Origin of the sequence: Pararhizobium sp. DWP3-4 (assembly GCF_049898205.1) — a bacterium.
In the GTDB taxonomy this organism is placed as follows: Bacteria; Pseudomonadota; Alphaproteobacteria; order Rhizobiales; family Rhizobiaceae; genus Pararhizobium.
Genome location: NZ_JAFCXF010000002.1, coordinates 355,419 through 379,804, shown reverse-complemented (window position 1 = coordinate 379,804; position 24,386 = coordinate 355,419). Strand labels below are relative to the sequence as shown.

The 24,386-nt window shown below is 60.4% G+C and carries 27 protein-coding genes and 1 tRNA gene; 15 read left to right on the top strand and 13 right to left on the bottom strand.

Annotated elements, in window-relative coordinates:
• Positions 1 to 174 precede the first annotated feature (174 nt).
• Together ACP7E6_RS07025 and ACP7E6_RS07020 are read left to right on the top strand one after the other, a co-directional pair.
• Complete coding sequence (locus ACP7E6_RS07025; RefSeq protein ID WP_426229433.1) at positions 175 to 1,302, top strand: AI-2E family transporter; 1,128 nt, start codon at positions 175 to 177, stop codon at positions 1,300 to 1,302.
• 67 nt (positions 1,303 to 1,369) lie between these two features.
• On the top strand, positions 1,370 to 2,608 hold the full coding sequence (locus ACP7E6_RS07020; protein WP_426229010.1) for an NAD(P)/FAD-dependent oxidoreductase: 1,239 nt from the start codon (positions 1,370 to 1,372) through the stop codon (positions 2,606 to 2,608).
• Between the two features lie 2 nt (positions 2,609 to 2,610).
• Here the strand turns inward: ACP7E6_RS07020 and ACP7E6_RS07015 are convergent, their stop codons facing one another.
• Entirely contained in the window at positions 2,611 to 3,408 is a 798-nt protein-coding gene (locus ACP7E6_RS07015) for a response regulator (protein ID WP_426229009.1), read from the bottom strand.
• A gap of 287 nt (positions 3,409 to 3,695) precedes the next feature.
• Here ACP7E6_RS07015 and ACP7E6_RS07010 point away from each other — a divergent pair, with 287 nt between their 5' ends.
• Complete coding sequence (locus tag ACP7E6_RS07010) at positions 3,696 to 3,860, top strand: NepR family anti-sigma factor (RefSeq protein ID WP_426229432.1); 165 nt, start codon at positions 3,696 to 3,698, stop codon at positions 3,858 to 3,860.
• Positions 3,861 to 3,950: 90 nt separating this feature from the next.
• Here ACP7E6_RS07010 and ACP7E6_RS07005 read toward each other — a convergent pair whose 3' ends face one another.
• Complete coding sequence (locus tag ACP7E6_RS07005; RefSeq protein WP_426229008.1) at positions 3,951 to 4,199, bottom strand: YMGG-like glycine zipper-containing protein; 249 nt, start codon at positions 4,197 to 4,199, stop codon at positions 3,951 to 3,953.
• Between the two features lie 55 nt (positions 4,200 to 4,254).
• Positions 4,255 to 4,410 (bottom strand): DUF3309 family protein, encoded by a 156-nt coding sequence (locus tag ACP7E6_RS07000; RefSeq protein WP_082512023.1) that lies wholly within the window; start codon positions 4,408 to 4,410, stop codon positions 4,255 to 4,257.
• A gap of 389 nt (positions 4,411 to 4,799) precedes the next feature.
• Between ACP7E6_RS07000 and ACP7E6_RS06995 the strand changes: the two genes are divergently transcribed.
• Positions 4,800 to 5,129: a hypothetical protein gene (locus ACP7E6_RS06995; protein WP_426229007.1), complete on the top strand. Its 330-nt coding sequence runs from the start codon at positions 4,800 to 4,802 to the stop codon at positions 5,127 to 5,129.
• Positions 5,130 to 5,359: 230 nt separating this feature from the next.
• Positions 5,360 to 6,337: a PRC-barrel domain-containing protein gene (locus ACP7E6_RS06990; protein WP_426229006.1), complete on the top strand. Its 978-nt coding sequence runs from the start codon at positions 5,360 to 5,362 to the stop codon at positions 6,335 to 6,337.
• Positions 6,338 to 6,464: 127 nt separating this feature from the next.
• Here ACP7E6_RS06990 and ACP7E6_RS06985 read toward each other — a convergent pair whose 3' ends face one another.
• Positions 6,465 to 6,674 carry a hypothetical protein gene (locus tag ACP7E6_RS06985; protein ID WP_426229005.1) on the bottom strand — a complete coding sequence of 70 codons (210 nt, stop codon included), beginning with the start codon at positions 6,672 to 6,674 and terminating at the stop codon, positions 6,465 to 6,467.
• Positions 6,675 to 6,893: 219 nt separating this feature from the next.
• Between ACP7E6_RS06985 and ACP7E6_RS06980 the strand changes: the two genes are divergently transcribed.
• From ACP7E6_RS06980 to ACP7E6_RS06965, 4 genes are all read left to right on the top strand, one after another.
• Positions 6,894 to 7,058, top strand: coding sequence for a DUF1328 domain-containing protein (locus ACP7E6_RS06980; protein WP_037105882.1), 165 nt, complete (start codon positions 6,894 to 6,896; stop codon positions 7,056 to 7,058).
• Positions 7,059 to 7,226: 168 nt separating this feature from the next.
• A complete protein-coding gene (locus ACP7E6_RS06975; protein ID WP_426229004.1) occupies positions 7,227 to 7,727 on the top strand; it encodes a TIGR00645 family protein in 501 nt (166 codons plus the stop codon).
• A gap of 26 nt (positions 7,728 to 7,753) precedes the next feature.
• A complete protein-coding gene (locus tag ACP7E6_RS06970) occupies positions 7,754 to 9,007 on the top strand; it encodes an NAD(P)/FAD-dependent oxidoreductase (RefSeq protein WP_426229003.1) in 1,254 nt (417 codons plus the stop codon).
• Positions 9,008 to 9,206: 199 nt separating this feature from the next.
• On the top strand, positions 9,207 to 9,500 hold the full coding sequence (locus ACP7E6_RS06965; RefSeq protein ID WP_426229002.1) for a hypothetical protein: 294 nt from the start codon (positions 9,207 to 9,209) through the stop codon (positions 9,498 to 9,500).
• 16 nt (positions 9,501 to 9,516) lie between these two features.
• Here ACP7E6_RS06965 and ACP7E6_RS06960 read toward each other — a convergent pair whose 3' ends face one another.
• The 7 genes from ACP7E6_RS06960 to ACP7E6_RS06930 all read right to left on the bottom strand — a co-directional run bounded on the left by ACP7E6_RS06960 (position 9,517) and on the right by ACP7E6_RS06930 (position 15,053).
• Positions 9,517 to 9,939 (bottom strand): TIGR02588 family protein, encoded by a 423-nt coding sequence (locus ACP7E6_RS06960; RefSeq protein WP_426229001.1) that lies wholly within the window; start codon positions 9,937 to 9,939, stop codon positions 9,517 to 9,519.
• A 27-nt stretch (positions 9,940 to 9,966) separates the two neighbouring features.
• A complete protein-coding gene (locus ACP7E6_RS06955) occupies positions 9,967 to 10,839 on the bottom strand; it encodes a TIGR02587 family membrane protein (protein WP_426229000.1) in 873 nt (290 codons plus the stop codon).
• A 65-nt stretch (positions 10,840 to 10,904) separates the two neighbouring features.
• Entirely contained in the window at positions 10,905 to 11,399 is a 495-nt protein-coding gene (locus ACP7E6_RS06950; protein WP_426228999.1) for a BON domain-containing protein, read from the bottom strand.
• Between the two features lie 155 nt (positions 11,400 to 11,554).
• Positions 11,555 to 12,040 (bottom strand): hypothetical protein, encoded by a 486-nt coding sequence (locus ACP7E6_RS06945; protein ID WP_426228998.1) that lies wholly within the window; start codon positions 12,038 to 12,040, stop codon positions 11,555 to 11,557.
• Between the two features lie 174 nt (positions 12,041 to 12,214).
• Positions 12,215 to 12,448 (bottom strand): hypothetical protein, encoded by a 234-nt coding sequence (locus tag ACP7E6_RS06940; RefSeq protein WP_426228997.1) that lies wholly within the window; start codon positions 12,446 to 12,448, stop codon positions 12,215 to 12,217.
• 202 nt (positions 12,449 to 12,650) lie between these two features.
• A complete protein-coding gene (locus tag ACP7E6_RS06935; RefSeq protein WP_426228996.1) occupies positions 12,651 to 14,573 on the bottom strand; it encodes a glycosyl transferase in 1,923 nt (640 codons plus the stop codon).
• A gap of 406 nt (positions 14,574 to 14,979) precedes the next feature.
• Positions 14,980 to 15,053: transfer RNA gene (locus ACP7E6_RS06930), tRNA-Gln, on the bottom strand.
• A gap of 264 nt (positions 15,054 to 15,317) precedes the next feature.
• On the opposite strand from ACP7E6_RS06930, the gene ACP7E6_RS06925 reads away from it, so the two are divergent.
• From ACP7E6_RS06925 to ACP7E6_RS06915, 3 genes are read left to right on the top strand one after another with little or no spacing between them, the layout of a single operon-like run.
• Complete coding sequence (locus ACP7E6_RS06925; RefSeq protein ID WP_426228995.1) at positions 15,318 to 16,925, top strand: Ppx/GppA phosphatase family protein; 1,608 nt, start codon at positions 15,318 to 15,320, stop codon at positions 16,923 to 16,925.
• Positions 16,922 to 17,701, top strand: coding sequence for an RlmE family RNA methyltransferase (locus ACP7E6_RS06920; protein WP_113316614.1), 780 nt, complete (start codon positions 16,922 to 16,924; stop codon positions 17,699 to 17,701). The genes ACP7E6_RS06925 and ACP7E6_RS06920 overlap by 4 nt, the downstream gene beginning before the upstream one ends.
• Positions 17,702 to 17,704: 3 nt before the next feature.
• A complete protein-coding gene (locus ACP7E6_RS06915) occupies positions 17,705 to 18,088 on the top strand; it encodes a VOC family protein (protein WP_426228994.1) in 384 nt (127 codons plus the stop codon).
• A 12-nt stretch (positions 18,089 to 18,100) separates the two neighbouring features.
• Here the strand turns inward: ACP7E6_RS06915 and ACP7E6_RS06910 are convergent, their stop codons facing one another.
• Entirely contained in the window at positions 18,101 to 19,513 is a 1,413-nt protein-coding gene (locus ACP7E6_RS06910) for a DHA2 family efflux MFS transporter permease subunit (RefSeq protein ID WP_426228993.1), read from the bottom strand.
• Positions 19,514 to 19,720: 207 nt separating this feature from the next.
• Here ACP7E6_RS06910 and ACP7E6_RS06905 point away from each other — a divergent pair, with 207 nt between their 5' ends.
• The gene (locus ACP7E6_RS06905) at positions 19,721 to 20,713 is read left to right on the top strand and encodes an MBL fold metallo-hydrolase (protein ID WP_426228992.1); all 993 of its coding nucleotides are present in this window, start codon (positions 19,721 to 19,723) and stop codon (positions 20,711 to 20,713) included.
• A 194-nt stretch (positions 20,714 to 20,907) separates the two neighbouring features.
• Positions 20,908 to 22,404: an IMP dehydrogenase gene (gene guaB / locus ACP7E6_RS06900; RefSeq protein ID WP_426228991.1), complete on the top strand. Its 1,497-nt coding sequence runs from the start codon at positions 20,908 to 20,910 to the stop codon at positions 22,402 to 22,404.
• Between the two features lie 61 nt (positions 22,405 to 22,465).
• Here the strand turns inward: guaB and ACP7E6_RS06895 are convergent, their stop codons facing one another.
• Positions 22,466 to 23,728: a low temperature requirement protein A gene (locus ACP7E6_RS06895; RefSeq protein WP_426228990.1), complete on the bottom strand. Its 1,263-nt coding sequence runs from the start codon at positions 23,726 to 23,728 to the stop codon at positions 22,466 to 22,468.
• 160 nt (positions 23,729 to 23,888) lie between these two features.
• Between ACP7E6_RS06895 and ACP7E6_RS06890 the strand changes: the two genes are divergently transcribed.
• Positions 23,889 to 24,308, top strand: coding sequence for an MAPEG family protein (locus ACP7E6_RS06890; RefSeq protein WP_426228989.1), 420 nt, complete (start codon positions 23,889 to 23,891; stop codon positions 24,306 to 24,308).
• The last annotated feature ends 78 nt before the right edge of the window (positions 24,309 to 24,386 follow it).

The window sequence follows — 24,386 nt, the reverse complement described above, 5'->3', positions numbered from 1 at the left end:
CCTTTGCCGACGTCCTCGGTTTTCTTGCCCGGCACCATCGGAACTTTTTCACAAGCAATGCGTTAACAGCCGCTATACACCGGCGCTGTCTCTGCGCCGGTGTTTTCCGCACATTGATCTTATCGTCCGTCCGGCAGCCTGCGCGCCGTGGAGGGCCACATGGAGAGCCGGAACATGGGTGCTGCCTTGACGGGGAGTGGAGCTTTCAGGAAGCGGAAGCTGGCGGAACTGGAAGCGCAGGTGGTTGCGGCGGATATTCCCGAAACGTCGCCGAAGAGTGGGCTCGATCTGGTGGTCGCCTGGAGCATCGTCGGGACGTTCATCATCTTTGCCTCGACCGTTATCTACATGATGGAATCGATCCTGATGCCGGTCACGCTTGCGATCGTCATCGGCATGGTGCTCGGCCTTGCCGCCGATCGGCTGGCGCAATACGGATTGCCGCCGGCGCTAGGCGGTCTGCTGCTGGCCGCCATTTTTATCGTGGGGCTGTTCTTCCTGATCAATGCTCTCATCGAACCGCTGACATCGCTGGCGGGGCAGGCGCCGGGCATGCTTGAGCGGGCGATCGAGCGGATTCTGCCGTATATACAGCGGTTCGAATGGGCAAAGGTGGCGATAGCCGGTACGGACGAAAAAGCCGTGACCGATGTGGCCATTCAGAATGCCGGGACCATGCTCGGGCTGGTCGCTGCGGGCGTAACGCCGGCCTTCATCCAGACGATGGTGTTCATGGCGGCGCTTGGCCTGTTCCTTGTCGGACGCGGGCATCTGCGCAAGACGATCATCCTTGCCTTTGCCACCCGCGATCGCCGGCTTGCGGCGATTCGCATCATGAATGCGACGGAGAATGCGATCGGGTTTTACTTCTCGACAGCAAGCCTGATCTACATTGTGCTCGGCATGATCACCGCCTCGATCGCCTTTGTCGGCGGCCTGACGATGGCGCCGCTCTGGGGTCTGTTCGCCTTCGTTTCCAGTTTCATCCCCTATCTCGGCGTGACGGTGATGACGCTGGCGCTACTTTGCGCCGGTCTGATGACGCATGACGCCCTGTTGCTGGCGCTGGCCCCGGCCGCCGCATTTTTCATCCTGCATCTGGTCATGGAAAACCTGGTGACGCCGGCCATTCTCGGCCACCGGCTGGAAATCAACCCGTTCCTGATCTTCCTGGCGATCATCTTCTGGACGTGGATGTGGGGCGCCGTCGGCGCCATGCTGGCCATGCCGCTGTCACTGATCGCCATGACCATCTTCAACGAGGTTCGCACCCAGCCGCCGGAACGCCAATTGCCGGGTTGAGCAGAGGTAAGACACGATGCGGGACCGTTCCGGTGTATGACAACTGAAAGCGACATGAATGCCTCCAATGCTGGATACTTTCGATACGGTGCAGGCCGACCTCCATGGCGGCCGGGCGCCCTGGGGCCGCGGCATGCGCGCTCCCAACAATTCCCCTCTCTCGCAAAGCATCAAGACGGATGTCCTCGTCGTTGGCGGTGGCATCACCGGATCGCTCGCGACCCAGCATCTGGCGGCGCGTGGGGTGGACGTCATTGTCGTCGACCGTGAGCAACCCGGTCTTGGCAGCACGGCTGCCAGCACCGCGATGCTGCAATGGGAAATCGATTGCACGCTTGGGGAATTGACCGAATTTTATGGTTTTGAACGGGCCGCCCAGCTCTACCGGCGCAGTGTCGCCGCAGTGCAGGGACTGACCGCATTGGTGGAGGGCCTCGGCTTCGATTGCGCCTTCCGGCCCCGCTCCACCCTCTATATTTCCGCCGGAGAGGCTGGCCCCTCAGCCTTGCGCGAGGAGCAACTGTTAAGGCAGCGTGCCGGCCTGCCCGGGATGGCGCTTGATCACAGGGACCTCTTGTCCCGCTTCGGGATCGATCGGGCAGCGGCCATTCTCTCGCCCGGCTCTGCCGATGCCGACCCGCTTCTCCTGTCCTGGGGCCTGTTGCGTGATGCCCAGGCGCGTGGTGCGCGGCTGATCGATGCGATGGTGACGGCTTACCATGATGCGCCGGGATCGGTGACCGTCGAGACCGATGGCCCATTCGTCATCGAGGCGCGGCATGTCATCCTGGCAACGGGATATGTCATGCCCGATTTCGTCCGCAGCGACATCCATAGGACGGCGTCGAGCTGGGCGATCGCAACCGTGCCACAAGCGGCCGGTACGCTCTGGCCAGGTGGCGAACTGATCTGGGAAGCTTCTGAAACCTATAATTATGCACGCACCACCACGGATGGACGCATCATCATCGGCGGCGGCGACGACGATACCGTCGATCCGGCGGCGCGCGACAACAAGATGCCGGAGAAATCGGAAAAGCTGGTCGAGGACCTCGTTAAGCTGTGGCCCGCTGCCAATCCCGCCATCGACTTCTCCTGGTCCGGCGCGTTTGGAGAAACCGACGACGGCCTGCCGCTGATCGGCGCGGTTCCCGGCATGCCGCGCATTCTTGCGGCCTATGGTTATGGCGGCAACGGCATCACTTTCAGCTTCATGGCATCGCGCATTCTGGCCGAACTTTGCGCCGGCCAGCGTCAAGACTGGTTCGACGCCTTTGCAATCGACCGGCCTTCGCCGGTGGCCTAGGCTCAGAGTTTGCGGGCGCGGGCGTTTTCGTCGAAGAACAGCGCCTGGCTGATCAGTGCCTTGACCATTTCCGGGTTGAACGGCTTGGTCACCAGAAAGGCCGGCTCCGGCTTGGTGCCGGTCAGCAGCCGTTCCGGGAAAGCGGTGATGAAAATCACCGGGATCGTCGTGCTTTTGAGAATCTCGTTGACCGCGTCGATGCCCGAGCTGCCGTCGGCGAGTTGAATGTCGGCAAGGATCATCTTCGGTGCGGTCTTTTCAAACAGCGTGATTGCTTCGCCATACGTTCTCGCCACGCCGGCCACCTTGTGGCCGAGGCTGGTGACCATGTCTTCGATGTCCATGGTGATCAGTGGTTCGTCTTCGATGATCAGGATTTCGGTAGCGACCTGTTTCGAAATATCCTCGGAGGCCTGGCGCAACAGACCGGCGGCTTCCATTTCCGTGACGCCGAGGATCTGTGCCGTTTCTTCAGGCGAAAAACCTTCGACGGAGACCAGCAGGAAGGCCTTGCGTGCTGCAGGCGAAATCACTGAAAGGTTTGCTGCTGCGCGCGCTTCCCAGCTGAAGGGCGACGTTGCTTCCGGCACGTCGATGGTCAGCGTGTCGAATACGGAGCAGAACAATTTGAACAGGTTGACCCGGTCGTTGGCGCCTTTTGGAAAAAGCGTGATGTCTGCGATCAATGCTTCCAATACGGCAGCGACATAGGCGTCGCCCGAGGTCTGCGACCCGGTCACGGCGCGCGAGAAGCGGCGCAGATAGGGAAGATGGGCTGCGATCCGCATGGAAAGTGACATTTATGATTTCCTTCAGTATGATGGCGCCGAATTTTGCCGGTGCCCGACGCTGGCGCGTTACCAACATCGCATTGGTTTGAACATGTTTTATGCGTTAAGGGAAGTTTCCCAGCTGAACGAATTCTAGGTCGGTTTCAAGGAAGCCAGATAAAATTCGGAATATGGCAATGTTTTTGATGTACCAAACAAGGACGCGTGGAAGCGGCGCTGTATGGCCGCCGCCGAATGCGGGTTCAGGAGCGAAACGGACGATGACGAACATACCGGAAAATCAGCGGCGTGCCGGTATGGGCAGCAGGACAGGTATCGCCAGCAGCGATCCCAATGCGCAAATCGCCTCGAAACTCAAGGCCCTTTACAACGCCGTCGAGCAGGAACCCATTCCGGATTTATTTCTCGATCTCCTTGAGAAACTAGACCAGGCCGAGCAATTGGGTAAAACACAGGGCTGACGCTTCAAGCGTGTCCGAACTCCCCCAACTTTTCGAGACGTAAAAAAACGGGCCGAAGCCCGTTTTTCTGTCTCGCTTTTAGGCTTCTAATCAGCACGATGCAGTGTAGCGGCGGCCGTAACGATCGCGGTAGACGCAGCGGCCCGGCTCGTTGGCATTGCCGATCAAGGCACCGGCCACACCACCAACGGCAGCACCGACTGCAGCGCCACGCACATTGCCGGTGGCTACCCCACCGATGATCGCGCCGGACGCAGCACCGATACCAGCACCCTTTTCAGTCTGGGAGCAGGCGGCGAGCGGAAGGATGAGCGCGACTGCAAGGAGGATCTTTTTCATGACTGGTTCCTTTTCAAAAGTGTTGATGGACGAAAGAATGAAGTTTTAAGGCAAATCAGATGCGGCCCATCAGCACAAGGATGAGGAGTATCACTACGACCAGCCCGAGGCCACCTGAAGGTCCATAGCCCCAATTGCGGCTGTGGCCCCAATTCGGCAGCGCGCCGATCAGCAAGAGCACTAAGACAATCAGGAGAATTGTACCGAGCATTGATATTTCCTCTTCAGGTTCCGGCCGTGCGGGTCACGGGGTCTGCTGCAATAACGCCGCTCACGCGAATTTGTTCCAGCGTGTACTGTCATTTAAGCGTTGCAAGCAGTGCATGGCGCAGAGACGCGCCAGGCCCTTGTTTCGTAAGAAAATTGTTACGGTTAGGTATCAGTGTGCGCTCTGTACTTACATGCAGGGATGTATCCAATCGCGCCGCCGGGAGAGTAAAGCCATGCTTCGGCGGGATAAAGCTCCACCAATCCCCGCCGTCATTTCTGCCCGTTGGCCAAGCGTCATTAGGGTCAAATATTTTGCTGGCAATAGATTGGAACTTACCGGCCATCCTCTCCGTTTCCCCGCCACATCATTCATGTGCAGGGAGCACGACGATGGAACATATTGCAGCGATCATGATGCTTGTCGGCTGTACGCAGGGCAATGTCGAATGCAAGGAACTCCCGGCTCCGGCCGTTGGTTTCGAAACCGCCGAGGACTGCCAGGCGCTGTTGCAGCCGTCGCTTGATGAGTTCCGGGGCAAGTACAAGATCGTTTACGGCAAATGTGCTGCGATCGATCCGGCCCTCTATATTGAAGATGCGACCATCACATGGGCGATCACCCCAGCCAATGAGCTTGATGTCCAGGTGACCTTTGATCAGCCTGCGGCACCGGTGCTGGTGGCCGGCAAAGGGGATCAGCAGAGCCTGCTCAGCAACTGAGCGTTTCACGGACGGTAGAATTCTACTGGCCGATCGTAGCACCCGCCAGCCTGAGACGGCACCTGAGGCTCGCATGCGGCAGGGTCCGTTTTTGCGTGCGGGATTTTGCCTGTAGCTGAAATTATGGAACAAAATCCGCGCGGTTACGTTCTCCAAGGCAATCGCAGCCAGTTGAACCCTGGCGTTTGGCCTGATGGCTTTCTCCCAAATTTACTCGAAGGAGCTCAACAATGATCCGCACTCTCATGGCGACGACCGCGCTTGCCGCGTTTTTGACGACCAGCGCGTTGTCCACAGGCGCATGGGCGCAGGAAGGTGCTACGAAGGCTGCTGGGGCTCAGGCTGCAAGCACCAGCTCAGAAGCTGCCAAGCCCGGTCCCGCCGGCTATTTTTCAGCCGCCCCCGAACAGGTTCTGGCAACGTCGGTCCTCGGCAAGACCGTCTATACCGGTGCTGACGAACAGGGTGAAGCCATCGGCGATGTCAACGACGTCGTCATCAATGCCGATGGCGGCGCAGAAGCGCTGGTGATCGGCGTGGGCGGGTTCCTCGGTATCGGCGAAAAGGATGTGGCGATCAGTTTCGACCGCGTGTCCTGGTCGGACAGGGATGGTCAGCGCATCATCGTCATTTCGGCGACTAAGGAAGAATTGCAGGCAGCCCCGGAGTTTCAGCGCACTGCCATCATGGATGGCGTCGCGGCAACGGTGCCCGAGGATCAAGCCGCTGCGCCCGCGACTGCACCGGTCATTACGGACGAGTCTGCGGAAGCGACGCCATCCGTGACTGGCACCACACCGCAGATGACAGACCCGGATATCGCCCCGCCGGTCGATTCTACCGGGACCACCGCAACGCCGCCGGATGAAATGCAGCTGGTCGATCCGGGACTGATCAGCGCGGAAAAGCTGATCGGCACCGAGGTCAAGGTCGCCGACGATACCAAGGTCGGCGAGATCGGCGACGTGCTTCTCGACAAGAACGGCAAGGTCGAGGCCTATGTCATCGACGTCGGCGGTTTCCTCGGTATCGGGCAAAAGCCGGTAGCGATGAGCGCGCAGAGCGTTCAGGTCATGGCCGACGCCAAGGGTACGATGGTCATCTATTCGCCGTTCACCAAGGCGCAAATGGAAACCCAGGCCGCTTATGACGAGGAGGCCTATAAGGCCAACCCGCGCGGGATCGTTTTGGCTGCTCCCGCAAATTAACGGTCGCGTTCAATGAACCGGCGTCGAAACGACGCCGGTTCATTGTTGGAACTGAAGCCGGAGACTTTCAGGCAGGAAAAAAAAAGCGGCCGCTGGCCGCTATCTTTTTTTCGGGAAGTGCTCGGTTTCATTGACCCGACCCCTTGCGCGAAGCTTTTTCTGCGGCGTCGAGATCGGTCAAAAGATCCGAAAGCAGCCGGTCCGTTTTCGGCGGTGCTTCCGCAAAGTACAGATCGCGCAAGGTCGTACCGATATGTTGATGTCTATCGCGGCTCTTGCTTGGCAAGCGAGCTGAGGCCGCTGCAGATTTCCAGATGTTCGTTGTCGATACGGTCATTTTACTATCTCGCATGATGTATATGCCTTCACAACGTTCGCTACCTGGCTAATGTTCCGAGAAATACATGGCCAAACCGTGTCAAATTGGGACGATCTTTCGCGCCATGGTTAAGGATTAGTGTCAATCGGGATGCGTCGCATCCCTGCCTTTTTTCCCGGAACAAAGGTTCACGTCCTGCGTTTATCCACCAATGCATTAAACTAAGGAGAATGTCCGATGCTGTATTATGCTCTCGTCTTCCTCGTTGTTGCCATCATCGCCGGTGTTCTGGGCTTTGGCGGTATTGCTGGCGCATCTGCAGGTATTGCACAGATTCTGTTCTTCCTGTTCCTCGCCTTTCTGGTCATCTCGTTGGTGGCTGGTTTGATGCGTAGAACCTGATCCCATCTCAGGCGATGCGTGACGGAGGGAGCGATGCGAGAGCATCGTTCCCTTTTTCGTTCACGGTGGCGCGCCACTGCAGCCCGCATCAGCCTTGCCGAAGGCCATGGCCTTGGCTATTCATGACCGGACCATCTCGCAACCGCACAGTCCGGAGCCGCAGCAAGCATGAAATCGCGGGAACTCATCGTTGAAAGGATCATCCTGTCGAGCCGCTGGCTCCTGGTGGTCTTTTACCTGGGGCTGGTTGCGGCACTGGCGCTCTACGCAGTGTCCTTCGTCTACAAATTCTACAAGATCGCCATCATGGTCTTCACTTACGATGAATCGGACATGATTCTCGCCATGCTCGGCCTGATCGACGCAGCACTTGTTGCCAGCCTGATCGTCATGGTGATGATTTCCGGCTACGAAAACTTCGTCAGCCGTTTCGACGAGGGCGATACCGAAGTGTCTTTCGTTGGCAAGCTTGATTCCGGCAGCTTGAAGATCAAGGTGGCGTCGTCGATCGTCGCCATCTCCTCCATCCATCTGCTTCAGATTTTCCTGAATGTGCAGAACTACACCAGCGAGCAGCTGATGTGGGCGACCATCATTCATATCGCTTTCGTGGTCTCCGCGCTGATGCTTGGGTTCCTCGAGCAGATCATGACCAGACTGAAGAAATAGGCAGAAAGCAGAGTGGGGAACCGGACATGAAGACAGACGTCGTAGTTTTGGGCGCAGGCATTGTCGGCCTGTCGACGGCCATTCACCTTGCGCGGCGTGGCAAGTCCGTCGTCCTGCTCGACCGCCGTGGCGCCGGCGAAGAAACCTCCTATGGCAATGCCGGCTTGATCCAGCGCGAGGGCGTTTTTCCCTATGGTTTCCCGCATGATTTCGGCGCGCTGTTCCGCTATGCGCTGAACAACACGATCGACGCTCACTATCATTTCCGCGCATTGCCCGGCCTCGTGCCGTTTCTCATCCGGTACTGGTGGAATTCGGGTTTTACCCAGCACCAGAACATCGCCTCGATGTATGCGCCGCTGATCGAGAACTCGATCGCCGAACATGCCGACCTGATCAATGCGTCCGGTGCCGGCGATCTCATCCGCAAGGACGGCTGGATGAAGGTCTTCCGCACCGAGGCTGCGCGGGATGCGGCCTACAAGGAGGCGGAAAAGCTTTCGTCGACATTCGGCGTCAATCATCAGAAATTGTCGAGCAGCGAGCTTAAGGTGATGGAGCCGTCGATCCGGGCGGATCTCACCGGCGGACTGCGCTGGACCGATCCCTGGTCGATCCGCGATCCGCACAGCCTCAACAAGGCCTATCTCAGCTATTTCCAGTCGCTCGGCGGCCGCCTGGTATCCGGTGACGCGGCGACGCTCGAGCATATTCTCGAAGGTGCGGGCTGGCGCGTTGCAACGCCGGAAGGGCCGCTGGAGGCCAAGGAGGTCGTCGTGGCGCTTGGCCCCTGGGCCGATACCGTGACCAAGAAACTCGGCTACCGGTTCCCGTTAGCGGTGAAGCGGGGCTACCACATGCATTACGGCATGGAAGAGGGCGCTCAGCTGAACAACTGGGTGCTCGATGCCGAGAAGGGTTATTTTCTGGCGCCGATGCTGCGCGGAATCCGGCTGACCACCGGTGCCGAATTCGCCAATCGCGATGCACCAAAGACCCCGGTACAGTTGACGCGGGCCGAGCGCGTCGCGCGCGAATTCTTCCCGCTGGCAGAACGCCGCGACGACGAGCCGTGGATGGGCGCGCGCCCCTGCACGCCGGACATGATGCCGATCATCGGCAAGGCGCCGCGTCACGAAGGCCTGTGGTTTGCCTTTGGCCACGCCCATCACGGCATGACGCTTGGCCCGGTTACCGGCCGGGCACTTGCCGAGAAAATGACCGGCGAAAAGACCGTGATCGACATCAAGCCGTTCCGGCCGGACCGGTTTGTGGCCTAATTGACATGCGGTGTAAGGCGCCGAAGGTGATCCTCGGCGTCCAATCCTTTTGCTTTTTTCCGATTAATTTCCTTGAAGCTGGAACAAACGTCAAAGTCGTCCGTTAAACAGGTCGGCTGAAGACGAGGACTCGGCCAGCTGCGCGTTGCGCGGCAAATGGAAATGACCGTCGTGAAAAGCGGCGGCGGGAGCGTATTTCATGCAGAAACAGGTGATAGAATTCGGCGGCGAAGCCGTGGGCGCTTTGATGCGTGAAGAGAACGGCTATCGCTTCGTCGCGGTCAAGTACGGCGTCTGGAGCCTGGATGGTCGTCTGTTTTCGCATCCGTCCGAAGCTAAACGTGCCGTGAAGGTGCTTCTGTCGAAATCGGCAGGCCGGTCGATGCCGTCGGCCAGCTTCTGGGTTCCTGGCGCGGGCGACCCGTCCAGCAGCCAGTTCCAGTGGAACGCCGTTTCGCCGGTCCCGTCCGTATCCATCGAAAAACGCGTCTGACATTGACCCGTGCCGGTCATGGATCGGTATAGCCTGACGCCCGGATGTTGAACTCGTGGGCGGCCGGATCGGTTCGAAACAGCAACGTGCCCGTAGCGGCCGATTGTGCCGGGACATAATCGAAGGTGATTTCCTGCGTCTCGATCAGCGTGTTCCCATCCGTCACATCGCCCTTGACCGGTACGGAAGCGGCGGTTCGTGATCCTTTGTTTTCGATGATGAACGAGACTTCGTATCCGCCATCTGGCGCCGGCTGCTGGCGAAGGACCTGCACCGACAATTGCGGCACACCGCCGGACGAAACGACGGCATGGTAACTGATCCAGCCGATCATCGCAGCAACAAGCAGGGTGCAAATCCCGCCCGTCAGCCATTCGATCCAGTGCGCACCGCGGCCGACTGTGCGGCTGTTGGTTTTGACCGGTGTCGCGTCAGCCATGTTTGTTCCTCATAGCATGTTTGTTCCTCATAGAATAAGCCGCGCCGCAGCGGCGCCGATGGCGCCGGGAAAAGCTAGAACGATCATCGCCATCATCGCCGGCGTAAACGATCCGCCATCCAGCCGTTCAAAACTCCAGAGTGTGTAGAGGCTGATGATCAGCGCGATGACGTAGCCGGGCAGGGTAAAGCGGATAAAGGCATGCCACCAAGGCGTATCGCTGGACAGCTCATGGCCCCCCTTGAAGGACACGGCATAGACGAAGGCGTGCATGAGGGTGATGGACATCACGATGGTCGCCAGCGCATGCCATGGCGTCATCTTATAGGCGATCAGGATCATTTCCTCCGTCGGTGCCATGTTCAGGTTGAGGAACAATGCGCCCACCGCCATCATGAACAGCTCGCTGCCATAGCCGGCCTGCTGCTCGTCTTCGGTGTCGTCCTTGCCGCTGCCGAGCTGGCTGCGCCCAAGCAATGCACCGATGCTGGCGGGAATGGCCTGGACCGCGATCTTGCCGGTGATCTCCTCGGCCGGCATGCCGGCCACCAACAACTTGAACAGGGACAGCGTTACGGCGCTCGTCACAATGCCGATTCCATAGGCGATCATCGCGTCACGGATCGCGACCTTCCAGGAAAACGTCTCCTCAAAGCCGATACGATGGGAAATGCCGATCAACAGCGGTATGGCGATCAGCAGAAGAAGCACCAGGCGCCAGCGGTCCATGGTAAAACCCAATGCCCACATTTCCATGGTCATCTGCATCGGCAGCGCAAACAGAAGTGCGCCACCCACGCCCCGGCCGATGCCGATCAGAAATTTGGCCGGTTCGGTCGCCTCTCTGGACCGGTCAGCATTATCGCCGCTTCCGGCAGCACCCGCGCTGGCCTTCTGCATAGATCCCCTCCTGCCATTCGCTTGAAAAGCCGCCGCTATTGCCTGCTGCGGCTGGAGCCTGCCGGTCAATCGTCCCAATCTACCGGGATGCCGCTGTCCGCACCGATTGTTTCCAGGGTGTTGCGGATGCTGATCACGCCGGGAACGGCATAGATCAAGGCTTCGATCTGGCGTGCCTCCTTCGCGGTATCGACAGTGCCTTTCAACAGGACAGCGCCGCGGCGGGCTTTGAGGTCGATACCCGATGTGTCGATATTGCTGTCTTCAAGACTGTTGGAAATCAACTCTTCCAGCGCATCGTCGTCGACATCCGCCTCGGTATCGTCGCCAAAAAGGTCTGGGCCATCCTCACTTTCGATCGCGGTATCGTTGCTGCGCTGGAAACCGGGATTGCCCGCCTCGTCGAAATTTTCCGCGCCTTCTCCATAGGAGCCATTGCCGACCTTGGTCTCGGTTCCAGGGGTGGCGTCCGCGTAAGGCCAGCCTTCGTTGACATCCCGTTCCTCGTAGTCGCGGTAATCATCCTCGCGTCCTGTGGTCTTCGGTGTTTTGCCGGTCATGGTGATGTCCTCGTTTTGATGAATCGAGGGAGAAACGGATAGCGTGACATTTGGTTCATTTGCAAAAGGCGGTTCCGGAATATTCCGGGATCAGCGCATAAAAATGGCGGAGCCGCCGAAGCAGGTCCGCCATTCGTGTCAGACGTCCATCGCTGTTAGTTCTGCGGTGCAGTACCGGTAGCCGGGGTCTGCGTGTTGGTACCGGTAGCCGGGGTCTGAGTTTCCGGCGTCGCAGGCGTGGCGTTCGGGGTGGTTGTGGTATTCGGCGTCACGCTTGTGTCGGGAGTTGCAGTGCCAGGCGTCGCGCTGTTATCGACAGGCGGAGTGACGGTATCCGCCGGCGGCGTTGTCGTCTGCTCTGTCGGCGTCGGCTGTGTTGCCGTGCCATTAGTCGGATCGCTCGACAATTCCGCCGGCAGCCAGACAAGCAGCGCCAGAACAAGACCTGCAAGCAGGATGATCAGGACTGGCCATTTCGAGCGTGCCGAGCGGGGTTCGAGTTCTTCCGGCAGCCGCTGATTGGCCAACGGATCGTTCACCGGAGCGCCTGTCACCGGATCGATACGCGGGCCTGCCTGTTCGGCCGGCCAAGCTGCAGGATTCACGTTGCGGTTTTCAGTGGGATCAAAACGTTGATTCATGGCGGACATATCCTTTCGAGAAATGGTGCCTGTGCCAGCAAACGTTGCAGGCAACTGCCCGATAAACGTTGCCGCGAGGCGATTGTTCCTCAAAAGGCGGGCGAAGGCGGCAAAAGCCGCTAATCACGGCAGAAATGCCCATGTCTACTCCAAAATACGCGGGAACGGGCGGGATCAGCTCGACGGCAGTTCGGCGATCTCGCCAAATTGCACCAGCAGCCGCGGACTGGTCATGTCGCCGCTTTCTTCATCGACCTCGACGGCATAGGCCGCCACCCCGACAAACCGGTCTGCCATGGCCGCAGCGATCTTTTCGGCGCTCGCAGCATTGGATGCCTGGCGCATCTCTCCCGGTCCCACTCCGCCCCGAACCTTGCGATAAGGAATGACGATGAATTTCTCGGCCATGGACGGCCCTTTCAAGAATTGACGCCGACACCGCCGGTCACGGCCGGTTCGATGGACTGCACGGCGCATGGTGATTGCGGCAGGCGGGGCCTGCGTGGGTGACATGGCTGCGATCTGTAGCACCGATCGCGCTGCGGCTGTACCGGCAATCCGGCAAGCGATGCACAAAATGCCGAAGGTGCTCTCCGGCAGCCGGTTGCTTTTACGCTCGCTTCGAAATGGGAACCGTGCGCACCGGCAGACAAGGCACCTCGAGATGGTCTGGCGGCAGTTTTGCCTTGGCCCGCTCCACCATCATCTCGTAACCGCTTTCCAGGTGACGGCAGAACCGCTCGGCATCAAACAGCGGCGCCAGAAACCTGTTGCGGGAAATCTGCTGTTTCAGCCGCCTGACCTCGTCCGGACTTTGCGACAGGTTGACCGCCAGCTCGACAAAGGCATCCGGTGTCGCCGCCGCCAGATGCGGCAGGCCGAGCGCCGTCAGCAGGCTTTCGGAAACCCGCGAGGCGAAATTGCTTCCCTGAAGCGACACCACCGGAAGACCCGCCCACAATTTGTCCGATGTGGTCGTATGGCCATTATAGGGGAACGTATCGAGTCCGATATCGGCCGCCTGCAAGCGGGCGATATGGGCGTCATAGCCGGTCGGGGATGCAAAAATGATTCTGTCCGCTCCAACTCCGCGTTTGCCGAACGCTGCAAGAAAATTGCTGCGAGCCAGGTCGCCGTCGATCATCACCCAGAGAACCGAACGCTCGGACCGCCGCAGGATGTCCGCCCAGCGGTCAATCACCGCAAGCGATATCTTGCGGGCGGCATTGAAGGCGGCAAAGATGAAGCGGTCTGACGGCAAACCGAGCGCCTGCCGGCCGGTGGCCGGCGGTAGAGCCCGGTGGACAGGGTCGTTGGGCTGGTAGCTTTCCGGCAGCAGGCAGAATTTCTCGTGGTAGTTTCGTCTGGAACTGTTGGGCAGCACGATCCGGTCGCCGATGACATAGTCGCAATCGATATTCACCGCGCTGCCGGGGAAACCAAGAAAGGCAACCTGAATGGGCGCCACCATCTGGTTGAGGATGTTCGACCGGGAACCGCCGGTATGGCCTTTGAGATCGACGAGGATGTCGATATCGTGTTGGCGGATGATATCGGCCGCCTGTGCATCGGTCTTGCCGTGCAGCGAAACGATCCGGCCCCATCGCGACCGGTCGCCATCGGCGGCGGCGTGATGCTCCGGCGTGTAGCAGTAGAGCGTCACGTCAAACCGTTTGTCATCATGCGTTTCCAGCACGTTTTGCAGCAGCCGCATCGTCGCATGCTCGCTCCAGAAATCGCTGGAGAGATAGCCGATACGGATGCGCTCGCCCCAGGGATGCTGCCGCATCCGTCGCTGTCTGCTGCTGGCCGGTGTGGGGATCGATGTCAGGCCGGGATTGTTTGTCGCCAGCCGGTTCAGCCGCTCGTCACCGCACCGCAACAGGTTCGAATAGGCGGTTTCGCCCTCAAATGCGGAGAGGTCGCCGCCCGCCAGCTGACCGGCACTCGCACGCTCGAGTTTTTCGATCGCCTCGAAATCGCAGAAGTCGCGCGCCACCGACATGAATTTGAACTGCGTGTAGGGATCGTCGGGAAAGAGCGCCGCAAGCTTGCGAAACACCATCAGCGCCAATGGATTGCGCTCGCTGTCGCCAAGAATTTCCCCGGCAAGTTTGAGATGATCGGCCTCATCGCTGTTGGCCAGTGCAGGTTTGACGAGATCGACAAGAGCTGTGTCGCCGGTGCGCCGGAACGACACAGCCAGACTATAGGCAAGGCCAGCATCGTCCGGTCTGCTGTCCAAGAGTTTGATGCCGATCAGCTGCGCGCGGTCATCGTCACCGGCCTCGACATACAGCGCCGTGGCGCGGCCAAGCAGTGCGCCGGCATCGCGGCCGGCATGGGACGCGGCCTGCTCCAAGGCTTGCGCAGCCTCGGCCGGAAGCCCAAGTTTTTCGAGCGCGTCGCCGAGAAGCACGAGGGGTTCTGCATCCGTGGCTGTTCCAAGCGAAGGACTGAGAAGCGTCAGGGTTTCCAGATAGTCGCCCCGTTCAAAGGCAATCCGCGCCGCTGCAACCGCTTGTCCGTCCATATCCGCTATTCCAGGAAGTTCATCAGGAAACGCAAAAATAGCGCCCATTGCTTGCGCGGGGCGGATCAACCGGTAGCGTGAAACGCAGCCGAAAGTCCGAAGGGTTGGCTTGAAATATGATGAATATTCAACGCGCTGACGTCGTCCTGGAAATGCCATGAGCGGAGAGAAGTGGACGGCCACGGCGTTTCGTGGCAGCGAGAGAGACGTCAATCTACCCGCCCGGCCCTATTCTAAATCTAATAGCAGCCGCGCCCTGTCCTTGCGGACGGAAGGCCTTTCGCAGATTTTTCCGGAAAATGAAACCCCGAATTTCACGAGGGGATGCGCTGCCGGACGCCGGACAGACCGACGCTTGCCGGAAAACTCAAAAGCCGTGGGATGGAAAACGTTTCGAAGAAAAATTTGGCTGGGGAACCTGGATTCGAACCAGGACTAACGGAGTCAGAGTCCGTGGGTCTACCGTTAACCTATTCCCCAAAACTGCGTGGGCGATGTTTGTGCCCAGCCGGTGAAGCGGGCTTATAAACAAAAGATCGGGGGATGCAATAGATTTTGGCAAAAAATCCGCAAGCCCCGGTAAAAACTCGCGAGGGTGGCCGTGCGAAGTGGGCGGATGGCCGATCCTTGACGCTGTGCAAAAAGAATTTGGCGAATTGGGACGGCGCTGGTAAAGTCCATCCAACGAAAATCAAGAGAGCGCCTTGAGCGGCTATCGTTCCGCGCGGCGCAATGGACAGACACGTGAGAGACCCCGACAACGGCGAACAGCCGTCCGTTTCCGGGGCGTCGGCAGCAGACCGCAACGATGGGCAGTCAGTACCTCGTTCCGGCAAAGGCAAGCGCAGGCGGGGAAAACCGTCGCGCGCAGCCTCTGCGAATGCCAGTTCCTCCGTTGGTAACGGAGAAACACGGCGTCCCGAAGTGACAGATGCAACCGGAGAACCGGTGCGCAAGCGTAAACGCAGGCGCCGTTCCAAATCCGGCCAGGCACAGCCTTCCGTTGCCTCCGGTGCAATGGCCGAGGCGGCTGGTCCGAAGGCGGCCGCTGTAGCAGGCGCAGACAATTCCAGCCGCAAACGCAGCAATAAGAGCCGGCAGCGCCGCAGCCTGCAGGGGCGCCCGCTTGCGGCTACCGAAAAGCCGCGGCCCGTCAGCGACGCCGCAAAACAGCAGCCGTCGCAACCTTCCGCTACCAGCGCGCGGGTCGAAGAACGCCCGCCGTCCGGCTTTCATGGTTCAGCAAACAACGGTCACGACCGGCGTGGCAATGGCCAGTCCTTTCTGCATGGCTCCGATTCGGGCTCGCCGCTTTATGCGGCGCTCGATCTCGGCACCAACAATTGCCGGCTGTTGATTGCGCAGCCGACCCGTCCTGGCCAGTTCCGTGTCGTCGATGCTTTTTCGCGCATTGTCCGGCTCGGCGAGGGGCTCGGTGCGTCCGGCCGCCTGTCGCAGGAAGCGATGGACCGCTCGATCGAGGCCCTGAAGGTCTGCGCCGCCAAGCTGAAGACCCGCGACATCCGCAAGACCCGGCTGATTGCCACCGAGGCCGCCCGTGCCGCCGAAAACGGCGAGGCTTTTCTTGAGCGAGTTCTGGCCGAAACCGGTCTGGAACTCGAGATCATCAACCGCGAAACCGAGGCACGGCTTGCCGTCTCCGGCTGCTCGTCGCTGGTCGGGCGCGAAACCAAATCGGTGGTTCTGTTCGATATCGGCGGTGGTTCCTCGGAAATCGCCGTCATCAAGATCGGCGAAACCCGGTCGAGCCGCCTTGCCAATCACATCACCCATTGGACATCGCTGCCGGTCGGCGTCGTGACGCTGTCGGAGCGCCACGGCGGCCAGGACGTTTCGCCGGAAAGCTTCGAGGCGATGGTGGTCGAGGTTCAGGGCATGCTGTCCAATTTCGATTGCCCGGCCATCCACACGCTGGAAAACCCCGGCGATGAAAACGGCTTTCACCTGATCGGCACCTCCGGCACGGTGACGACGCTGGCTGGCGTGCATCTCGATCTGCCGCGTTACGATCGCCGCAAGGTCGATGGCCTCTGGCTGTCGGACGACGAGGTCTCGGCGATGCAGGCGCGTCTCTTGTCCTGGGATTTCACCGCCCGCGCCGCCAATCCCTGCATCGGGCCGGACCGGGCCGATCTGGTTCTGGCCGGATGCGCCATTCTTGAAGCCATTCGCCGCCGCTGGCCATCGGAGCGCATGCGCGTCGCCGATCGCGGCCTGCGCGAGGGGCTTTTGACCGATATGATGGCCGATGACGGTGTCTGGCGGCGCGGACGCGCCCGCCGCCATCCGCGCGGCATGCAGTACGGTTCCCACGAAGGAAACTCACAATGACAAAACCCCCGATCGGCGGAAACCGCACCGGGCGCAAGCTTGGCCAGAAGGTCAAGAAGGGCAAGCTGAAGGCGTCGTCGCGGCGCTGGATCGAGCGGCATATCAACGATCCCTATGTGCAGCGCGCCCAGCTCGAAGGCTATCGCGCCCGTGCGGCGTTCAAGCTTCTGGAGATCGACGAGAAGCACAAGATCCTCACCGGTGCCAAGCGCATCATCGATCTGGGTGCTGCGCCAGGCAGCTGGTCGCAGATCGCCGCCAAGGTGACGAACTCGACCGATAGCGATCCGAAGGTGGTGGCGATCGATTTTCTCGAGCTCGATCCGCTGGCCGGTGTGCATATCCTGCAGCTGGACTTCCTTGACCCGACCGCACCGGAAAAGCTGATGACGGCACTGGGTGGCACACCGGATCTGGTGTTGTCGGACATGGCAGCGCCGACAACGGGCCATCGCCAGACCGACCATATCCGCACCATGCATCTCTGCGAGGTCGCGGCCTATTTCGCCATCGACGTTCTCGGCGAAGGCGGGCATTTTCTGGCAAAAACCTTCCAGGGCGGTGCCGAGCGCGAGCTTTTGACGCTGCTGAAGCAGAATTTCAAGCAGGTCATCCATGTGAAGCCGGCGGCCTCGCGGGCCGAGTCGGTCGAGATGTTCCTGCTCGCCAAGGGTTTCAAGGGCCGCAAGCCCGGTGCCCGCTCGCTGTATGACAGCGAGACCGAAATCGACGAGCGCGAAGTGGTCGACGAGCGGGATTCGGTCGAGGCCGACTGACCTATGCTTCTCTACGTCACCATCGGCACCAATGATCTGGACCTGGCGCAGCTGTTTTATGACGCGGCGCTCGCGCCGATGGGTTTGAAGCGCCGCAAGCAGGATGATGTCGAGATCGGTTACGGGGCCGAGAGCGACAGCCGTTGCCGGCTCTGGGTCGTCACCCCGCACAACCGTAAAGCCGCGACGATCGGCAATGGTTCGATGGTTGCGCTCGAAGCGCAAAGCCGCGCCGTGGTCGATGCTTTCTATCAGGCGGCCCTTGCCAATGGCGGCACCGACGAGGGCGGGCCGGGGCTGCGGCCCTTTCACGCTCATTTCTACGCGGCCTATGTCCGCGATCCCGACGGCAACAAGCTATCGGCCGTCTGCGAGCGGCCCGAATAGGCTGTTCCCGCATTATTTGACGCTAATCGTTTCCGTTTCGGGATCGGTTCGCATCCGGTGGCCGGAGACCGATGCGCCGGCCGTTTTCGACATGCCGATCAGCGGAATGATCGCCGTCAGGGTGATCGCCGAAATCAGCATGAAGGCGAGCTGGAAATCGCCCAACTCCAGCTTCGATCCAGTCAGCGTCGTTTCGATCTCAAGGATGGCGCCGGCAACGGCAACGCCGAGCGCCAGGCTCATCTGCTGCAACACGGCGGTCATCGATGTGGCCTTGCTCGCCATCGAATCCGGGATATCGGCGAAGGCCAGTGCATTGACGCTGGTGAAGAAGAACGAGCGGGCAAAACCGGCGAGCAGTAGGATGAACATCATCACGATGTAAGGCGTTGCCGGTGTGAACAGGCCGTTGACGAAAGTCAGGATCGTGCCGGCGACGCAGGCAAAGATCAGCGTTGTGCGGAAACCGGCAAAGATCAGCACGCGCTTGGCAAAGAATTTCGTCGTCAGCGCCCCGACGGCGCCGACGAAGGTGATCATGCCGGATTGGAACGGCGTCAGGCCAAAGCCGACCTGCAGCATCAACGGCATCAGGAAGGGCACCGCACCGATCGAGATGCGAAACAGCGTGCCGCCGATCGCAGCGGCGCGAAACGCGCTGTCCTTGAACAGGTTGAGATCGAGCAGCGGCGCGGGGTGGCGCCGCGCATGGCGGACATAGAGGAAGCCGCAGATGATGCCGATGACGACGGCGGCGGCGCCGATTTGCGGCGGCAGTGCCGGCAGGCTCATCACCGACAGCCCGAACATCGTGCCCGAGGCGGCGATGGCGCTGAGGAAGAACCCCTTGATATCGATTGGTGGCGGCGCATCGCTCTTGATCTCCGGCAGGTAGATGCCCGACAGGATGTAGCCGATGATCCCGACCGGCACGTTGATCAGAAAGATCCAGTGCCAGGAGAAATAGGTGGTGATGAAGCCGCCGAGCGGCGGACCGGCGAGTGGCCCGATGAGGGCGGGAATGGTGAGTAGCGCCATGGCACCGACCAGTTCGCTGCGCTGCGTCGAGCGCACCAGGACGAGGCGGGCAACCGGCGTCATCATCGCCCCGCCCATGCCCTGCAGGAAGCGCGAAACGACGAAGGCAAGCACGCTGTCGGCGACGGCACAAAGGATCGAGCCGAAGACGAACACGAGAATGGCCGCGCGAAAAATGCGCTTGGCGCCGAACCGGTCGGCCATCCAGCCGCTCAACGGAATGAAGATCGCCAGCGATACCATGTAGGACGTCAGCGCCAGCTTCAGCGTGATCGGCCCGACGCCGAGGTCGTGGGCGATCGCCGGCAGCGATGTGGCAATGACGGTGGAGTCCATCTGCTCCATGAACAGAGCGACGGCGAGGATCATCGGAACGATGCGATTCATGCGAACGGCCTTGCGCGGTGGGGCGGAGCGTCGGGAACATAGAACTTTCGCGGCGAAAGTCGCGGCCCGGTGCTCACTTTGCGATCACATCCGTGTGAGTTCAGCGGCCATCTCCTGTCAAGACCCTAGTTGTCGCCTTGTTGATCGGACGCACCCCCCGTTCAGTCCAACAATGCCAGCCTTCCAATCAAAAAAATGGAGAACAGCATGACGACGTCTATTCCCTTGAGCCGCCGTGCCCTATTTGGAGCGACGGCCGCTGGCGCCCTGGCGGCACCGTTCGTGATGACGCGGGCGGCTTTTGCGCAAAGCGAACCGAAAGCGGACACGATGAAAATACCGGCAGGCAGGACCAGCAGTTTCAAGCTCGGCACTTTCGGCGTCACCGTCATCAGCGACGGCCTGCGTATCGGCGAAAAACCGGAGGAAACCTTCGGCACCGACCAGACCCCGCAGGCGGTCGGCGATCTGCTCAAAGCCAACTTCCTGCCCACCGACAAATTCGTCAACGGCTTCTCGCCGACCCTGATCGATACCGGCAAGGACGTGATCCTGTTTGATACCGGCATGGGCGAGGGCGGACGGCAGGCCGGTGCCGGTCATCTGCTGGAAGGGATTTCGGCCGCCGGTTACACGGCCGATCAGGTCAGTATCGTGGTCATCACCCATATGCACGGCGATCATATCGGCGGACTGATGGAAGGCGGCGCACCGGCCTTCAAGAATGCCCGCTATGTCGCGGGCCAGGCCGAGTTCGATTTCTGGAAGGACGAAGCCCGCGTCGGAACGCCGGCGGAGGGCGGGCACAAGGGCGTCTTGAAAAATGTCGTGCCGCTGGCCGAAAAGATGACCTTCATCGCCGATGGTGCAGAGGTCGTGCCTGGCATCACCTCGATGGCGGCCTTTGGCCATTCTCCGGGGCATATGGTCTTCAAGGTCGAATCGGAAGGCAAGGGTCTGGTGCTGACCGCCGATACCGCCAACCATTTCGTGCTGTCGCTGCAGCGCCCGGATTGGGAAGTGAAGTTCGACATGGACAAGGCCAAGGCTGCCGCATCGCGCAAAAAGGTCTTCGACATGGTCGCCGCCGACCGCCTGCCCTTCGTCGGCTACCACATGCCGTTCCCGGCCGTCGGCTTCATCGAGAAGTTCGAACAGGGCTATCGATTCGTGCCGGAAACCTACCAGTTCGAAACCTGATATCGCACTTGCGAACAGAATCTTGGCTGGCCCGGCACTCTTGCCGGGCTTTTGCTATTTCCAACCCGTCATATCCGTGTTACCAGCCCTCGCCAACTTCCAAGAAACTCTCGCCCGCTTGAGCGCGGCGAGTCTTCCACCGCACAGTTGTCAAACTGTGCGGGGAGAACACCTTTTACTGAAGGGATTTGGCAATGGCGCGCATCATCGAAACGGCAACCGGTTTGGAGGCTCTGACCTTCGACGACGTTCTTCTGCAACCCGGACATTCCGAGGTCATGCCGGGGCAGACGAATATCGCCACCCGCATCGCCCAGGATATCGACCTCAACCTGCCGATCCTCTCCTCGGCGATGGATACGGTCACGGAAGGCCGTCTTGCAATCGCCATGGCGCAGGCCGGCGGCATCGGCGTCATCCACCGCAATCTCACCCCGATCGAACAGGCCGAGCAGGTCCGCCAGGTCAAGAAATTCGAAAGCGGCATGGTCGTCAATCCGGTCACGATCGGCCCTGACGCGACGCTGGCCGATGCCCTGGCGCTGATGAAGATGTATTCGATCTCCGGCATTCCGGTCGTCGAAAATGCCACGGGCGGCATACCCGGCCGTCTGGTCGGCATTGTCACCAACCGCGATGTGCGGTTTGCATCCGATCCGGGCCAGAAGATCTACGAACTGATGACCCGTGAAAACCTGATCACGGTCACCGAAAACGTCGATCAGAAGGAAGCCAAGCGTCTTCTTCACACGCACCGCATCGAAAAGCTGCTGGTCATCGATGCTGACCGCCGTTGCGTCGGTCTGATCACGGTCAAGGATATCGAAAAGTCGCAGCTCAACCCGAATGCCTCGAAGGATGCGCAGGGCCGCTTGCGCGCCGCTGCCGCCATCAGCGTGGGGGATGATGGTATCGAGCGGGCCGAACGCCTGATCGATGCCGGCGTCGATCTGATCGTCGTCGACACGGCCCATGGTCATTCGCAACGCGTTCTCGACGCCGTGACCAAGGTCAAGACCATGTCGAACTCGGTTCGCGTCATGGCCGGCAATGTCGCCACTGCCGGCGGCACCAAGGCGCTGATCGATGCAGGTGCGGATGCTGTCAAGGTCGGTATCGGCCCAGGATCGATCTGCACCACCCGCATCGTCGCCGGTGTCGGCGTGCCGCAGCTCGCAGCCATCATGTCGGCTGTCGAGGCGGCCCAGGCGGCCAATATCCCGGTTATCGCCGATGGCGGCATCAAGTTCTCGGGCGATCTGGCCAAGGCGATCGCTGCCGGTGCTTCGGCCTGCATGATCGGCTCGCTGCTTGCCGGCACCGATGAAAGCCCGGGCGAAGTGTTCCTCTACCAGGGCCGCTCGTTCAAGGCCTATCGCGGCATGGGCTCCGTCGGCGCCATGGCGCGCGGCTCGGCTGACCGCTATTTCCAGGCAGAAGTGCGCGACACCCTGAAGCTGGTGCCGGAAGGCATCGAAGGCCAGGTTCCGTACAAGGGCCCGGTCTCCGGCGTTCTGCATCAGCTGGCAGGCGGTCTGAAGGCCTCGATGGGGTATGTCGGCGGCGCGACCATCAAGGACTTCCAGGAGCGCGCCACGTTCGTGCGCATATCCGGTGCGGGCCTGCGCGAAAGCCACGCCCATGATGTGACGATTACCCGCGAAAGCCCGAACTATCCGGGCGCAAGCTGAGCGACTGTACTGACTCTGAATATGAAAAGCGGCGGAGATGTCTTCGCCGCTTTTTCTTTGTCTACGCCCCCAGCGCCCGCTGAAGGGCGGCGCTGCCGTAACGATGGCCCTTGACCTCGTAACCGACGACGGGAACGAGCGGCGAGAACATCAGGATGATAAGGCAGAAGGTCATGTTGACGCCTGCGGCAGCACACAGGACGGCCAGGATAACCACCGCCGTCATGCCGATCATCAGCCCGAGATAGAAGGTCTCCAGCTTGCGCAGCAGATAGACGTAATGCGCAAAGACCAGGGTGACATAGGCAAACACCGGCACGACGACGGTGAGAACAGCGGCAACCGCGCCGATATGCGCCTTGTGCTCGATGTAATAGGCCGCCACATGCAGGCTAGCACCTGTCGCCGCGATCGATGCGAAGATCAGAATGTGGCCGTATCCCCAGAGGAAGGAGCGCTCGCGGAAGCGGTGCAGGACCTGGGCTGACGGCATAAGGAAATACAGCCACCACATGCCGAAGGTGAGCCCGGTGCCGGCAACGCAGATCAGGATGGCATCAAGGCTCCATCCCTGCTCGCCGACGATGGCCGAAATCGATGCCACGGTTCCGACGACACCTTCCCCGAGCGTGATGATTGCCAGCAGCCCGTAGCGCTCGGCGATATGGTGTGCGTGCCATGGTGTGCCGCCGCCTTTGCGTTCGGCAATGATTGGGCCCAGCATTTCGATGAGGGTGAGCAGGACGACGCAGAGAAAGGTCGGCAGCAGCGGCATGTCGATGAAGATCAGCGCGATCCAGCCGATCTGGGCAATCGAGATCGCCGTCACATAGGACAGACAGGCAGGGCGGCAATCCCGTGTTTGCCGGGCGGCCCGCAGCCATTGAAAAATCATCGCCACCCGCATGACGACATAGCCGAGCACCATAATACCATTATCGACATGTGCGCCCTTGTCGATCGATTCGAACATCTGCGGCAGTCCGAGCGCCAGGATCAGCACGCCGACCATCTGCACCATGGTGGTCAGCCGGTAGATCCAGTCGTCGGTGTCGAAGGCGGAGGCAAACCACGAGAAGTTCACCCAGGCCCAGCAGACGGCAAACATCGCAAAGCCAAAGCCCATCAGCCCGGCGGCGTAATGGCCTTCGGCCAGCAGGTGGGCGAGCTGTGACCCGGCAACGCCAAAAGCGATGACGAAGGTCAGGTCGAACAGCAGTTCGAGCGGCGTCGCCACCCGGTGGTGTTCGTGAGGGTCGCGTCCGCGCATCGGGGCGGCATGATGGGTGGGCAGTGGGGCTACGGGAGCATGCTGTTCGGACATACGGGTCTTTCTTACGGCTGCGGAGGCACTGTTTTGAGCATCCTTCATTCACAAAACAGCTGTCAAGCATGGAGCGGGCTGCAGGAGCGCTGCCGATGCTGTTCTGGATTTCCTGCTTGCCCGCTATAGATCAAGTCCGGTGCGAATCGACGGAGTGATCATGCCCATATCGACTGCAATCTTCTGGCCGGTCATCGCGCAGGTCGCGCTGATCCACGCGATCTATTTCCTGATGTTGAGGCGCCGTTACGGTGCCGTGCGCGCCGGAACCGCCAAAGCGTCGGATTTCTGGATTCCGGCGATCGAGCCGGAGCCCAGCGCCACCGTCGCCCGCAGCCTGATCAACCAGTTCGAGCTGCCCGTGCTTTTCTTTCTGGTTTGCACGCTGCTGTATGTAACGGCGGGCGTCAGTCATGCCGTGGTCGCCATCGCCTGGCTGTTCGTGCTCAGCCGTTTTGCCCATGCCTATATTCATGTAACGTCCAACCGGTTGCGCGTCCGCCAACGGCTCTTCGTCGCCGGGTTCGTGTTGAATTTCGTCCTGTGGATAATTTTCGCGGTTCACATCGCCGGTTTTTGACGGGGTCCGGCGTCACATTCTGTTGCATTGCACAGCGCGCAGTCCTGGGTTAGCATCCCGGCGAACGGGTAGGGTGGC